This window comes from Metapseudomonas cellulosilytica, from assembly GCF_049334135.1.
Taxonomy (GTDB): domain Bacteria; phylum Pseudomonadota; class Gammaproteobacteria; order Pseudomonadales; family Pseudomonadaceae; genus Metapseudomonas.
Window position 1 is genome coordinate 219,947 of the sequence record NZ_JBHZGN010000006.1, and the last position, 12,526, is coordinate 232,472.

General features: G+C 63.1%; 14 protein-coding genes. 11 read left to right on the forward strand and 3 right to left on the reverse strand.

What is annotated here, in order from left to right:
* The first annotated feature begins 12 nt into the window (after positions 1-12).
* Both ACFW0H_RS10205 and ACFW0H_RS10210 read left to right on the forward strand, forming a co-directional pair.
* Positions 13-369 (forward strand): PilZ domain-containing protein, encoded by a 357-nt coding sequence (locus tag ACFW0H_RS10205; RefSeq protein WP_028627861.1) that lies wholly within the window; start codon positions 13-15, stop codon positions 367-369.
* A gap of 95 nt (positions 370-464) precedes the next feature.
* Complete coding sequence (locus ACFW0H_RS10210; RefSeq protein WP_422913783.1) at positions 465-1,247, forward strand: TatD family hydrolase; 783 nt, start codon at positions 465-467, stop codon at positions 1,245-1,247.
* A 240-nt stretch (positions 1,248-1,487) separates the two neighbouring features.
* Here ACFW0H_RS10210 and ACFW0H_RS10215 read toward each other — a convergent pair whose 3' ends face one another.
* Positions 1,488-2,621, reverse strand: coding sequence for an aminotransferase class V-fold PLP-dependent enzyme (locus ACFW0H_RS10215; protein WP_422913784.1), 1,134 nt, complete (start codon positions 2,619-2,621; stop codon positions 1,488-1,490).
* Positions 2,622-2,695: 74 nt separating this feature from the next.
* Between ACFW0H_RS10215 and ACFW0H_RS10220 the strand changes: the two genes are divergently transcribed.
* From ACFW0H_RS10220 to ACFW0H_RS10235, 4 genes are all read left to right on the forward strand, one after another.
* The gene (locus ACFW0H_RS10220; protein WP_271408287.1) at positions 2,696-3,334 is read left to right on the forward strand and encodes a TetR/AcrR family transcriptional regulator; all 639 of its coding nucleotides are present in this window, start codon (positions 2,696-2,698) and stop codon (positions 3,332-3,334) included.
* An 89-nt stretch (positions 3,335-3,423) separates the two neighbouring features.
* On the forward strand, positions 3,424-4,392 hold the full coding sequence (locus tag ACFW0H_RS10225) for a GTP 3',8-cyclase MoaA (RefSeq protein WP_422913785.1): 969 nt from the start codon (positions 3,424-3,426) through the stop codon (positions 4,390-4,392).
* Positions 4,393-4,458: 66 nt separating this feature from the next.
* Positions 4,459-5,061: a DUF4823 domain-containing protein gene (locus ACFW0H_RS10230; RefSeq protein ID WP_422913786.1), complete on the forward strand. Its 603-nt coding sequence runs from the start codon at positions 4,459-4,461 to the stop codon at positions 5,059-5,061.
* Positions 5,062-5,071: 10 nt separating this feature from the next.
* Positions 5,072-5,641, forward strand: a complete 570-nt coding sequence (locus ACFW0H_RS10235) for a DUF1285 domain-containing protein (RefSeq protein ID WP_422913787.1) — start codon at positions 5,072-5,074, stop codon at positions 5,639-5,641.
* Positions 5,642-5,693: 52 nt separating this feature from the next.
* Here the strand turns inward: ACFW0H_RS10235 and ACFW0H_RS10240 are convergent, their stop codons facing one another.
* Positions 5,694-7,349 (reverse strand): electron transfer flavoprotein-ubiquinone oxidoreductase, encoded by a 1,656-nt coding sequence (locus tag ACFW0H_RS10240; protein ID WP_422913788.1) that lies wholly within the window; start codon positions 7,347-7,349, stop codon positions 5,694-5,696.
* Between the two features lie 319 nt (positions 7,350-7,668).
* Here ACFW0H_RS10240 and ACFW0H_RS10245 point away from each other — a divergent pair, with 319 nt between their 5' ends.
* Positions 7,669-8,418 carry an electron transfer flavoprotein subunit beta/FixA family protein gene (locus ACFW0H_RS10245; protein WP_422913789.1) on the forward strand — a complete coding sequence of 250 codons (750 nt, stop codon included), beginning with the start codon at positions 7,669-7,671 and terminating at the stop codon, positions 8,416-8,418.
* The gene (locus ACFW0H_RS10250) at positions 8,418-9,347 is read left to right on the forward strand and encodes an electron transfer flavoprotein subunit alpha/FixB family protein (RefSeq protein ID WP_422913790.1); all 930 of its coding nucleotides are present in this window, start codon (positions 8,418-8,420) and stop codon (positions 9,345-9,347) included. The genes ACFW0H_RS10245 and ACFW0H_RS10250 overlap by 1 nt, the downstream gene beginning before the upstream one ends.
* Positions 9,348-9,410: 63 nt before the next feature.
* Here ACFW0H_RS10250 and ACFW0H_RS10255 read toward each other — a convergent pair whose 3' ends face one another.
* The gene (locus ACFW0H_RS10255; RefSeq protein WP_422913791.1) at positions 9,411-10,340 is read right to left on the reverse strand and encodes an alpha/beta fold hydrolase; all 930 of its coding nucleotides are present in this window, start codon (positions 10,338-10,340) and stop codon (positions 9,411-9,413) included.
* A gap of 114 nt (positions 10,341-10,454) precedes the next feature.
* Between ACFW0H_RS10255 and ACFW0H_RS10260 the strand changes: the two genes are divergently transcribed.
* From ACFW0H_RS10260 to ACFW0H_RS10270, 3 genes are read left to right on the forward strand one after another with little or no spacing between them, the layout of a single operon-like run.
* Entirely contained in the window at positions 10,455-11,279 is an 825-nt protein-coding gene (locus ACFW0H_RS10260) for a substrate-binding periplasmic protein (RefSeq protein ID WP_422913792.1), read from the forward strand.
* A gap of 10 nt (positions 11,280-11,289) precedes the next feature.
* Complete coding sequence (locus ACFW0H_RS10265) at positions 11,290-11,646, forward strand: DUF4398 domain-containing protein (protein WP_422913793.1); 357 nt, start codon at positions 11,290-11,292, stop codon at positions 11,644-11,646.
* Positions 11,646-12,455: an OmpA family protein gene (locus tag ACFW0H_RS10270; protein ID WP_422913794.1), complete on the forward strand. Its 810-nt coding sequence runs from the start codon at positions 11,646-11,648 to the stop codon at positions 12,453-12,455. Before ACFW0H_RS10265 ends, ACFW0H_RS10270 begins: the two co-directional genes overlap by 1 nt.
* Positions 12,456-12,526: the final 71 nt, after the last annotated feature.

A 12,526-nucleotide genomic window follows, 5' to 3' on the forward strand; every position in this document is an offset into this window, starting at 1 on the left:
CAGGAAAACCGCATGAGCCTGCCGCCGAACCTGGGCCCGCGTAACGGGATTCTGTCCTTGACCATCAAGGACAAGTCGGTCCTGTACGCCGCCTACATGCCGTTCATCAAGAACGGTGGCCTGTTCATACCGACCAACAAGACCTACAAGCTCGGCGACGAAGTATTCATGCTGCTCAACCTGATGGACGAGCAGGAGAAGATCCCGGTCGCCGGCAAGGTCGTCTGGATCACCCCCAAAGGCGCCCAGGGTAACCGCGCTGCCGGGATCGGTGTCCAGTTCAATGATGGTGACAGCGGCGCGCGCAACAAGATCGAGACCTACCTCGCCGGCGCCCTCAAGTCCGACCGTCCCACCCATACGATGTAACTGACAGCAGTTGCGAGCCGCGAGCTACAAGTTGCAAGGGCGCTTTCGCCTTTCTCTTGTGGCTTGAGGCTTGAGGCTTGCCGCTTGAGGCTCCCATGCTTATCGACTCCCACTGCCACCTGGACCGCCTCGACCTGGCTGCCCACGGTGGATCCCTTGACGCCGCCCTGGATGCCGCCCGCGCCCGTGGTGTCAGTCAGTTCCTCTGCATCGGCGTGAGCGCCGATAACGCGGCCGCGGTGAAGGCCCTGGCCGAGCGTTACGAGGACGTGCACTGCTCCGTAGGCGTCCATCCGCTGGACCTGGAGCCGGGCGCGGCCCCGGCGCTGGACTGGCTGCTGGGTGAGCTGGAACACCCGCGGGTGGTGGCCATCGGTGAAACCGGCCTGGACTATCACTACGAGCCCGAAGCCGCCGAACTCCAGCAGCAGGCCTTTCGCCTGCACCTGGAAGCGGCCAGGGTGACTGGCAAGCCGGTGATCGTGCACACCCGCGAAGCGCGCGCCGACACCCTGGCGCTGCTGCGCGAAGCCGCCTTGCCCCAGGCCGGCGTATTGCATTGCTTCACCGAGGACTGGGACATGGCTCGCGCCGCGCTGGACCTCGGCTTCTACATCTCCCTCTCCGGTATCGTCACCTTCCGCAATGCCGATGCCTTGCGCGAAGTGGCTCGCCAGGTGCCGGCCGACCGCCTGCTGGTCGAGACCGACTCGCCTTATCTCGCGCCGGTCCCTTACCGTGGCAAATCGAACCTGCCGCAGTACGTGCGTGAGGTGGCGGAGTTTCTCGCCGAGTTGCGCGGAGTCCCGTTCGAGGATTTTGCCCAGCAGACGAGTGAGAACTACCTTCGCCTGTTCCCGCTGGCGCGGCTTGGCTGAAAGCTCGGGCTGCTGGAAAACACGCGCACAAAAAAAACCCGGGTTCTGGGGGATGAATCCGGGTCAAGACCATTAGGAGTAAAACAAAGGAACGCGATCCACGGTTCCTCGACTGGCTGGGCACTTGGGGGGAGATGCCGCACGCCAGTAAGAGAAGTATTGGCCATTATCCCCAAGCGTCCAGATTGCTCAGCGGCGTTTCTTAAACGTATTTGGAATACACCGGCCCCGGCTGAGTCCTCATGCGTCTGCCATCTGGCGCAGGAGCGCAAGGGTTTCGTCTATTACCCGAGGTTGGGTGTAGAAGTGCGGCGAGAAGCGGATACCACCTCCGCGCTGGGCGCACACCACCTGCTCGGCGCGCAGGCGCTCGAACAGTGCCTGGTTGTCCCAGCCGTCCAGGCGGAAGGTGATGATGCCGGCACGGCGCGCCGGCTGCAGAGGGCTCAGCAGGTGCACGCCGGGAATCCGCGCCAGTCCGTCCTGCAGGCACTGCACCCGCTCGCCGAGGTCCTTGGCCACCTGCGTCATGCCCACTTCCTCCAGCAGCGAGAGGCTCGCCTCCAGCGCCATGGCGCCAAGCATGTTGGGGCTGCCACATTCGAAGCGGCGTGCGGTGCGCGAGGGTTCCCAGTCGGCGCGCTCGTAATCCCCGGGGTGTTCCAGCATGTGCCAACCGTACTCATGGAGCTTGAGCTGCTGGCGCAGGTCGGTGCGGCAATAGAAGACACCGAGCCCCTCCGGGCCGAGCATCCATTTGTGGCCGTCGGCCATCGCGAAGGCGCAGTCGATGGCCTGGGCGTCGAAGGGCAGGGCGCCCAGTTGCTGGATGGCATCGACACAGAACAGCACGCCGCGTTTGCGACATTCCTGGCCCAGGCGCAGCAGGTCAAGGCGCAGCCCGCTGGCGTACTGCACGGCGCTGATGGACATCAACCGCGTGCGCGGGCCGCAGGCGGCGAGCAGGGCACCTTCGGGATCGGCGTTGTCCAGGGAAACCTGGATGGTGTCCACGCCATAGCGCTTCAGCGCTTGCCAGACGACCCGGTTCGAAGGGAATTCCTGGTCGCTGATGACGACCTGATCGCCCGCCGTCCAATCCAGACCAAAGGCAACGAAAGACAGGGCTTCCGATGTATTCTTGACCAGTGCAAGATCAGCCGTGGTCGGTGCGTTCAGTAGCCTGGCCAGGCGTTCGCGAAGGCGACGATCCACGATCAACCAGTCCGGATAGTCCCTCGCGCCAATGCGCCAGTTCTCTTCGGCGAAGCGTTGGACCGCCTGGGTCGCGCGTTTCGGCCAGGGCGCGACGGCGGCATGGTTCAGATAGCGGAGCCCTTCGGCGTGGGCAAACTCATCTTGCAATACGCTCATAGTCGGATGTTCCGTGCATTTTTACGCCAGATAGGCATAATACCCGGCTTATTTTTTGACCCCACAGTCCCTTTATGCAGAAAGAACCCCGTAAAGTCCGTGAGTTCCGCCGCCGCGAGCAGGAAATTCTCGACACCGCCCTCAAGCTCTTCCTCGAAGAGGGCGAAGACAGCGTAACCGTCGAGATGATCGCCGACGCAGTGGGTATCGGCAAAGGCACCATCTACAAGCATTTCAAGTCGAAGGCGGAGATCTACCTGCGCCTGATGCTCGACTACGAGCGTGATCTGAACGCGCTGTTCCATTCCGCCGATGTGGATCGTGACAAGGAGGCGCTGTCGCGGGCCTACTTCGAGTTCCGCATGCGCGACCCGCAGCGCTATCGCCTGTTCGACCGCCTGGAAGAGAAGGTGGTGAAGAACAGCCAGGTGCCGGAGATGGTCGAGCAGCTGCACAAGATCCGCGCGTCCAACTTCGAGCGCTTGACCCAACTGATCAAGGGTCGTATCGCCGAGGGCAAGCTGGAAGACGTGCCGCCGTACTTCCACTACTGCGCCGCCTGGGCCCTGGTTCATGGCGCCGTCGCACTCTACCACTCGCCGTTCTGGAGCAGTGTGCTGGAGGATCAGGAAGGTTTCTTCCAGTTCCTCATGGACATCGGCGTACGCATGGGCAACAAGCGCAAGCGGGAAAGCGAGTCGCCAGCCAGCTGACGTATTCAGTGCATCTATGACGCGGTCCCGGACATGTGCTGCACCGACCGCGGGGATATACTCCGGTGTACCACATGCCGGAGCGTTCCATGATCGTCGATCGCCAGGGCAGGCGCTTCCGCAACCTGCGAATCAGCCTGACCGCCGCTTGCAATTACGCCTGTACCTACTGCGTGCCGGATGGCAAACGCCTGGTGGCGGCCCAGGACGAGCTCTCCGCCGAGGCCATGGTGCGTGGTGTGGCCTACCTCATCGAAGCGGCCGGTATCGAGCGTCTGCGCATCACTGGCGGCGAACCGCTGGTGAGCCCCAAGCTCGATCCTTTCCTCCATGAAGTCAGCAAGCTCGGCCTGGATGACATCAGCCTGACCAGCAACGGCCAGCTGCTGTCCCGCAAGCTGCCGCTGCTGCTGGATTGCGGCATCCGCCGCCTGAACATCTCCCTCGATACCCTGGATGCCGGCGAGTTCCGCGCCATCGCCCGTGGCGGCGACCTGGCCACTGTGCTCAAGGGGCTCGACGAAGCGCGGGCGGCCGGACTGAAGATCAAGATCAACATGGTGCCGCTGCGTGGCAAGAACCTGGACCAGGTGCTGCCGTTGCTGGATTACTGCCTGGAGCGCGGTTTCGAGTTGCGCTTCATCGAGCTGATGCGCATGGGCCACCTGGCTCGCGATCCCAATGCCTTCCATCAGCAGTTCGTGGGGCTGGAGGAACTGCTGGCGCTGATCCGCACCGCCCATGAGTTCGTCCAGGCCGATGCGCCTCTGGATGCCACGGCCCTGCGCTACCGGGTGCCAGGGGAGGGCTACTTCGGGGTCATCGCCAACGAGAGCGTGCCGTTCTGCCGCACCTGCTCGCGCCTGCGCCTGTCGTCCACCGGCTGGCTGCATGGCTGCCTTTCTTCGAGCAACCGCCACTACATCGGCGACCTGCTGGAAAAGCCCCGTCACGAAGCGCTGCCTGCTTTGCAGCGGTTGCTGGTGAAGGCCCTGGCGGACAAGCAGGATGTCGCCTTTTCCGGTGGCGTCACCGTGATGAAGATCATCGGCGGTTAATGGCGCGGAAGCTGCATTGGTCCTCTATCCGCCGGTTTTTCGTCGCCGGCGCGTGGAGGAGACACGATGCGTAGCATGATTCTGTTGCTGGCGATGCTTGGCCTGGTGGGCTGCATGAAGGTCAGCGACATGGCCGAAGGCACCCGCGAGCAGCTGAGCGATGCGGGGTTCCTGGACCACAGCGATACCCGCCGCGCCAGTCCCTGGCGCCTGCAGGCGGATTCCTTCATCTACATCGCCCAGGGCTACTTCGTGCCGCCGGGCTCGGCCTATCCGCGTGCCAACGTGGTGGCCGAGGAGGCCTTCAATGGCTTCGTCGAGTATTTCCCCCTGGTCCGTCGCGCCAAGGGGCCGGCCGGCCTGGAAGAGGCCATGGGCCAGGCCCGCTCGGTCGGTGCGCACTATTTGCTGTATGCGCGTTTCGCCAGCGCCGACGACCGCATCGGCACAGTGGAGGATTGGGAGGACCAGGAGGCCCTGGACCGCCTCGGCCGCGACCGTGGCGTGATCCAGTTGATGCTGATCGAGACCAATACCCGCTATCTGGTGGACACCGCCCGTATTCGCAACCGTGGCGGATTTCTGACGTTCTACGATGCCAGGCCGGAAGACCTGATCGGTCCGCCGCTGGAAGAGTATGCTCGCAGCCTGATCGGTCTGAGTCGTTGAGGAGATTGAAATGAGCGATCCCGGCAAAGCCGGCGACCTGCTGGCGCAGATACCCACGGGCGACAAGTCCGGTGGGGCGCCGGTGCACCTGTGGAACCCGCCATTCTGTGGCGACCTCGATATGCGCATCGCCCGTGACGGCACCTGGTTCTACCTGGGCACACCCATCGGCCGCAAACCCATGGTCAAGCTGTTCTCCAGCGTCATTCGCAAGGATGGCGAGGACTACTTCCTGGTGACGCCGGTGGAGAAGGTGGGGATTCAGGTCGAGGATGCGCCCTTCGTTGCCGTCGAGCTGCAGGTCGAGGGAGAAGGGGAGGCGCAGCAACTGCGCTTCATCACCAATGTCGAGGACGAGGTGCTGGCCGGCAGTATGCATCCGTTGCGCGTCGAACTGGACCCGCAAACCCAGGAACCCTCGCCCTACGTGCTGGTGCGCACCAACCTCGAGGCGCTGATCCACCGCAATGTCTTCTACCAACTGGTGGAGTTGGCCGAGCCGCGCGAAATCGGCGGCGTGACCTGGCTGGGCGTCTGGAGCGGCGGGGAATTCTTCCCCATCGGACCGCTGCCGGAATAAGGCTTCACAAGGCCACAAAAAAGGCTCCCGAGGGAGCCTTTCTTGTGTCTGCTTACATGTTGGGGTAGTTCGGGCCGCCAGTGCCTTCCGGGGCCACCCAGGTGATGTTCTGCGCCGGATCCTTGATGTCGCAGGTCTTGCAGTGCACGCAGTTCTGCGCGTTGATCTGGAAGCGCTTGGCGCCGTCCTCCTGGGTCACCACCTCGTACACGCCAGCCGGGCAGTAACGCTGTGCCGGCTCGTCGTACAGCGGCAGGTTCTGGGCGATCGGGATGCTCGCGTCGGCCAGCTTCAGGTGGCAGGGTTGTTCCTCTTCATGGTTGGTGTTGGAGAGGAATACCGAGGAGAGCTTGTCGAAGCTGAGCTTGCCGTCCGGCTTCGGATACTCGATGCGCTGGGACTGGGCCGCGGGCTTCAGGCAGGCGTAGTCCGGCTTGTTGTCGTGCAGGGTGAGCGGAATCTTGCCACCGAACCAGTTCTGGTCGATGTAGTTGAAGGCACCGCCTACCAGTGCGCCGAACTTGTGGATCGCCGCGCCGAAATTGCGGCTGCGGAACAGTTCGTCGTACAGCCAGCTGGATTTGAAGCTGTCGACGTAGCCGGTCAGCTCGTCACCGCCTTCCTTGCCGGCGGCCAGGGCGGCGGCCACGGCGTCGGCGGCCAACATGCCGGACTTCATCGCGGTGTGGCTGCCCTTGATCTTGGCGAAGTTCAGGGTGCCCAGGTCGCAGCCGATCAACGCGCCGCCGGGGAAGACCATCTTCGGCAGCGAGTTCAGGCCGCCCTTGCAGATGGCGCGGGCGCCGTAGGCTACGCGCTTGCCGCCTTCCAGGTACTGCTTGATCACCGGGTGGTGCTTGTAGCGCTGGAACTCGTCGAAGGGCGAGAGGAAGGGGTTGCTATAGGACAGATCGATGATCAGGCCCACCACCACCTGGTTGTTCTCCAGGTGATAGAGGAAGGAGCCGCCCGGGTTCTCGTCGTTCAGCGGCCAGCCGGCGGTGTGGACCACCAGACCGGGCTTGTGCTTGGCCGGGTCGATGTCCCAGATTTCCTTGATGCCGATGCCGTAGTGCTGGGCGTCGGCCTCGGAATCGAGCTTGTACTTCTTGATCAGTTGCTTGCCGATGTGGCCACGGCAGCCTTCGGCGAACAGGGTGTACTTGGCGCGCAGTTCCATGCCGGGGGTGTAGTAACCCTCTTTCGGGTTGCCTTCGCGGTCCACGCCGAGATCGCCAGTGATGATGCCGCGCACCACGCCGTTGTCGTCGATCAGCGCTTCCTGGGCGGCGAAGCCCGGGTAGATCTCCACGCCGAGGCCTTCGGCCTGTTGGGCCAGCCAGCGGCAGAGATTGCCCAGGGAGATGATATAGTTGCCCTCGTTGTGCATGGTCTTGGGCACGAAGAGGCCGGGAACCTTGATCGCGGAGTCGGCATCCTTGAGCATATAGATGTCGTCGCCGGTCACCGGGGTATTCAGCGGGGCGCCCAGGTCTTTCCAGTCAGGGAAGAGTTCGTTCAGGGCTCGCGGTTCGAATACGGCGCCAGAGAGAATGTGGGCGCCCACTTCGGAACCCTTCTCGACCACGCATACGCTGATCTCCTGACCAGCTTCCGCGGCCTTCTGCTTCAGTCGGCACGCGGCGGACAGGCCAGCAGGGCCAGCGCCGACAATGACGACGTCGAATTCCATGTATTCGCGTTCCACAGTCAATCTCCTCAAGGCTCTTCGATATTTTGTGTTGGAGGGCTAGGCTCAATCCCTGACCTGAGCCGGCGCATTATATCCAGACCCTAGGGCTGGTCCAATACAAACGTTTGTTTGAATTTTGTGAAACCCTGATAGGATAAGGCTCTGCGGCTTATGGCGGGGTATTTTGCTGTATTGACCAGAATAGGCGATACGGTCAAGATACGGGCGGTTTTGCGCTCGCTGTCTGGGCTCCGTGTCGGTTCCGGCCGACCTGCATCACTGGCCAGGCTCGTCTTGGCGACATTCTTATTAACCGGAGAGTAACGAGGAATCCATGAAGGTTCTTGTAGCTGTCAAACGAGTGGTCGACTACAACGTCAAGGTCCGCGTCAAGGCGGACAACTCCGGCGTCGACCTTGCCAACGTGAAGATGTCGATGAACCCCTTCTGCGAAATCGCCGTGGAAGAAGCCGTCCGTCTGAAAGAGAAAGGCGTAGCGAGTGAAATCGTCGTCGTCACCATCGGCCCGAACACCGCTCAAGAGCAGCTGCGTACTGCCCTGGCCCTGGGCGCCGACCGCGCGATCCTGGTCGAATCCAACGACGAACTGAATTCCCTGGCCGTGGCCAAGCTGCTCAAGGCCGTTGTCGACAAGGAACAGCCGCAGCTGGTGATCCTCGGCAAACAAGCCATCGACAGCGACAACAACCAGACCGGCCAGATGCTGGGCGCCCTCACTGGCTACGCCCAGGGCACCTTCGCCTCCAAGGTCGAAGTCGCTGGTGACAAGGCCAACGTCACCCGTGAGATCGATGGTGGCCTGCAGACCGTTGCACTGAACCTGCCGGCGATCGTCACCACCGACCTGCGTCTGAACGAGCCGCGCTACGCGTCGCTGCCGAACATCATGAAAGCCAAGAAGAAGCCGCTGGACGTGGTGACCCCGGACGCCCTGGGCGTTTCCACAGCTTCCACCGTGAAGACCCTGAAAGTTGAAGCACCGGCCGCCCGCCAGGCTGGTATCAAGGTCAAGTCGGTGGCTGAACTGGTCGACAAACTGAAGAACGAGGCGAAGGTAATCTGATGGCTATCCTGGTTGTTGCTGAACACACTAACGCCGCCCTGGCAGCCGCCACCCTCAACACCGTGACCGCCGCCCAGAAGATCGGTGGTGACATTCACGTGCTGGTCGCAGGCCAGGGCGTCGGCGCTGCCGCCGAAGCCGCTGCCAAGGTCGCCGGCGTGGCCAAGGTGCTGGTAGCCGACAATGCCGCCTACGCCCATCAACTGCCGGAAAACGTCGCTCCGCTGATCGCCGAGCTAGGCAAGGGCTACAGCCACGTTCTGGCCCCCGCTACCACCAACGGCAAGAACTACCTGCCGCGCGTAGCGGCTCTGCTGGACGTCGACCAGATCTCCGAGATCATCGCCGTTGAAAGCGCCGACACCTTCAAGCGGCCGATCTACGCCGGCAACGCCATCGCCACCGTGCAGTCTTCCGCTGCCGTGAAGGTGATCACCGTGCGTACCACCGGTTTCGACGCCGCTGCCGCCGAAGGCGGTGCCGCTGCCGTTGAAGCCGTGGCCACCGTGTCCGACGCCGGCAAGTCCGCGTTCGTCGGCGAAGAGTTGGCCAAGTCCGACCGTCCGGAACTGACCGCGGCCAAGATCGTCATCTCCGGCGGTCGTGGCATGCAGAACGGCGAAAACTTCAAGCACCTGTACGCCCTGGCCGACAAGCTGGGCGCCGCCGTCGGCGCGTCCCGTGCCGCGGTCGACGCCGGCTTCGTGCCGAACGACATGCAGGTCGGCCAGACCGGCAAGATCGTCGCCCCGCAGCTGTACATCGCCGTGGGCATCTCCGGCGCCATCCAGCACCTGGCCGGCATGAAGGACTCCAAGGTCATCGTCGCGATCAACAAGGACGAAGAAGCCCCGATCTTCCAGGTGGCGGATTACGGCCTGGTGGCTGACCTGTTCGAAGCCGTACCGGAACTGGAAAAGCTGCTGTAACAGCGCTTTCCCAGCCTGCCGTACAGAAAACCCGCTCCTGAGGAGCGGGTTTTTTATTGCCCCTCAATTACCGCTGGTGTCGAGGAAGGCCTGGTAGTGCCGAGCGGTTTCTTCCGGGCGCTCGATCATGGGCGCGTGGCCACAGTTCTGCATGATCACCACGCTGGGCTTTTTCAGCAGCGGTTTCATCACCTCGATACTGGAGACGTCCAGTACCCGATCGTGGTCGCCCCATAGCAGCAGGGTAGGGGACTCGATACGCGGCAGCTCCGGTTCAAGCGGGATATAGCGTTCGCGAAGCTGGCGGAACACTTCGTCGTAATGCGCCTCGTTGGCCATGGACTGCGCGGCGAGGTAAGCCTTCACCGAATCGGGCAGTCGCGGTGGTTCGACGAAGACGAAGGCCAGCATGCGCTCGAAGTCGTCCGCGCTCCTTACCACCAGCGGGTTGGGCTGGCCGCTTTCGATCAGGCGGAACAACTCGCTCTGCTTCGGCGCCTTGATACCGCCGTTGTCGAACAGTGCCAGGCTGCGTACTTGCTGGGGGTGGCGGGCGGCGAAGAGCGCGGCAATATGTCCGCCCATGGAGTTGCCCACCAGGTGTACCTTGCCCAGCTCCAGGGTCTTGACGAAGGACTCCAGGCGTTCGGCCTGGGTGCCGACGTCGTAGCTGCCGGCGGGGCGGTCGCTGTCGCCGAAGCCGGGCAGGTCCAGGGCAATCACGTGGTAGCGCTGGGTGAAGTGGCGGGCGAAGCGCAGCCAGTTGTCCTTGCTGGCGCCAAATCCATGGACCATCAGGATGGTTTCTCCCTTGGTCGGGCCGCCTTCGTAGTAATGGATGCTAAGATCGCCCAGCGCGATCTGGCGCTCCGACAGACCGGCGAGCTGGCGCTCGACCAGGCGCACGCTCGCAGTCAGCGCGGCGGGGGAGAAATAGAGGGTTGCCGTCGCAGCCGCCAGGATGACGAAGGCTGCGATGAGTAGTTTCTTCATGATCCATCCTTATCACGAATAGTTCTTTACGCCGCCCGTACGCTAGCATGAAGCTCGCGCCAGGCGATGCCGCGCATGCGTGGCCAATCGAATGTCCAGTTCGGGAAACTCCAGATGCCAAGTCGACTACGTCTTTCCTCCCTGCTACTCGCGCTCTGCCTGCTGCCCGGGCTCGGGCACGCTGCCGGGAAGTGCGAGCGCCTGGTGGCCACCGGCAATCCCGAGTATCCCCCATTCCTCTGGCGCGATCCGGAGAACCCCAAGCAGCTCATAGGCGCCAACGCCGACCTGCTCAAGCAGATCGCCAAGGAGCTTGGCCTGAAGGTGGAGATCCTCTACACCGGCCCATGGTCCCGTGCCCAGGACGAAGTCCGTACCGGCCGGGTCGACCTGATCGCCGGTGCCTACCTCACCTTGCCGCGCCTCGAAACCATGGACTACGTCCACCCGGCTTTCCTCGAGACTCAGAGCGTGGTCTGGGTCAAGCGCGACAAGGCCTTCCCCTACAGTGGGTGGGATGACCTGCGCAACCACACGGGCGGAACCCTGGTACAGAACAGCTTCGGCGAGGCCTTCGACCGCTTCGCCAAGGAAAACCTCAAGCTGGAGGAGGTTCCCAGCCTGACCCAGGCCTACCAGAAGCTCCTGCTCGAACGTACCGACTATGTGCTTTACGAACGCTACCCCGGCCTGGTGATGGCGGACACCCTCGGGATGGCGGATGATCTGGTCGCCCTGGAACCGCCCATCTCCAGTGAAGGTCTGTACCTGACGCTTTCCCACAACTCGGCCTGCAACGACCCGTGGCTGCGCGGACAGCTGGCGAAAAAGATGACAGAATTGGTCGCCGCCGGGGTCCCGGAAACCCTGCTGCAGCGCAACCTGGAACGTTGGAAGGCGCTGCAGATGCAACCTGCCGCCACCCCCCCGAACGATTAGGAAAACTCTCGTGAGCAAGACATCCCTGTTTGCTGCCGGCCTGGCGGCATTGGCCCTGGCCGGCTGCGCCAACGATCCGGTGCCCATGGAGCAGATGCGCCTGACCCAGAAGGCGGTGGAGCAGGCCAAGGCCGTTGGCGCCACCGAAGAGATCGAGGAAATGAAGCTGGCGCAGGACAAGCTCGCGCTGGCCGAGAAGAACATGGGCGAGCAGGACTACAAGCGCGCCCGCGTCCTGGCCGAAGAAGCCGAGCTGGATGCGCGCCTGGCGGAAGCCAAGGTGCTGACCACCAAGAGCCAAGGCCAACTGGCCGAACTGACCGCGCGCATCAATCGCCTGCGCAAGCAGTTGGGGGATGTCCAGTGATGCGTAACCATGCATTGAGTCTCGGCCTGCTGCTGACCCTCGGCGTGCTCGGCGGTTGCGCCAGCCAGCAGGAGACCGAACAGAACCTGGAACAGGCCCGGCAGATGTTCCAGAAGGTCAAGGAGGACCAGAACGTCCTCAGCGCCGCACCCAAGGACGTGATTCGCGCGGGCGAATCCCTGGCCCGCGCCGAACGCCTGTCCAGCTACTGGGGCAACGACGCCGACGTCGTTCACTATGCCTACCTCAGCCAGCGCTACAGCGAGATCGCCAGCCAGCACAGCGAGCAGAACCAGAACCAGGCCCGTGCCGCCAAGCTGCAGCTGGAGCGCGAGCGCCTGCAACTGGCTTTGCGCGAAGCCAAGCTGCTCAGCGTGCAGCAGCAGGGCAAGTGGCTGGAAGAACAGATGATCGCCCTGGCCGCTACCGAAACCGACCGAGGCCTGGTGATGACCCTCGGCGATGTGCTGTTCGACACCGGTCACTCCGAACTCAGGGCTTCGGCCAACCGGACTGTGCTCAAACTGGTGCAGTTCCTCCAGCTCAATCCGAAACGCGTCGTGCGCGTCGAGGGCTACACCGACAGCAGCGGAAACAAGCAGGACAACCTCCGGCTTTCCACCGACCGTGCCCAGGCGGTGGCCGATGCCATGATCGATCTCGGGATCGATGCCAAGCGCATCCAGGTCCAGGGCTATGGCGAAGCTTTCCCGGTGGCGGAGAACGCTTCCAATCGGGGCAGGGCGCAGAACCGCCGGGTGGAGATCGTCTTCTCCAACGAGAAGGGCGAACTCGGCCCGGCGCGCTGAGCCGCGACGCAGAGGCCCCGGCTACCATTGGGCGCCGGGGCTTTTTCTTGCCTGGACAATTTCACTGTATC

Excerpts from the sequence above, each read along its gene's own strand:
- ACFW0H_RS10205 (WP_028627861.1), top strand. The coding sequence starts at position 13 with ATGAGCCTGCCGCCGAACCTGGGCCCGCGTAACGGGATTCTGTCCTTG.
- ACFW0H_RS10210 (WP_422913783.1), top strand. The coding sequence starts at position 465 with ATGCTTATCGACTCCCACTGCCACCTGGACCGCCTCGACCTGGCTGCC.
- ACFW0H_RS10215 (WP_422913784.1), bottom strand. The coding sequence starts at position 2,621 with ATGAGCGTATTGCAAGATGAGTTTGCCCACGCCGAAGGGCTCCGCTAT.
- ACFW0H_RS10220 (WP_271408287.1), top strand. The coding sequence starts at position 2,696 with ATGCAGAAAGAACCCCGTAAAGTCCGTGAGTTCCGCCGCCGCGAGCAG.
- ACFW0H_RS10225 (WP_422913785.1), top strand. The coding sequence starts at position 3,424 with ATGATCGTCGATCGCCAGGGCAGGCGCTTCCGCAACCTGCGAATCAGC.
- ACFW0H_RS10230 (WP_422913786.1), top strand. The coding sequence starts at position 4,459 with ATGCGTAGCATGATTCTGTTGCTGGCGATGCTTGGCCTGGTGGGCTGC.
- ACFW0H_RS10235 (WP_422913787.1), top strand. The coding sequence starts at position 5,072 with ATGAGCGATCCCGGCAAAGCCGGCGACCTGCTGGCGCAGATACCCACG.
- ACFW0H_RS10245 (WP_422913789.1), top strand. The coding sequence starts at position 7,669 with ATGAAGGTTCTTGTAGCTGTCAAACGAGTGGTCGACTACAACGTCAAG.
- ACFW0H_RS10250 (WP_422913790.1), top strand. The coding sequence starts at position 8,418 with ATGGCTATCCTGGTTGTTGCTGAACACACTAACGCCGCCCTGGCAGCC.
- ACFW0H_RS10255 (WP_422913791.1), bottom strand. The coding sequence starts at position 10,340 with ATGAAGAAACTACTCATCGCAGCCTTCGTCATCCTGGCGGCTGCGACG.
- ACFW0H_RS10260 (WP_422913792.1), top strand. The coding sequence starts at position 10,455 with ATGCCAAGTCGACTACGTCTTTCCTCCCTGCTACTCGCGCTCTGCCTG.
- ACFW0H_RS10270 (WP_422913794.1), top strand. The coding sequence starts at position 11,646 with ATGCGTAACCATGCATTGAGTCTCGGCCTGCTGCTGACCCTCGGCGTG.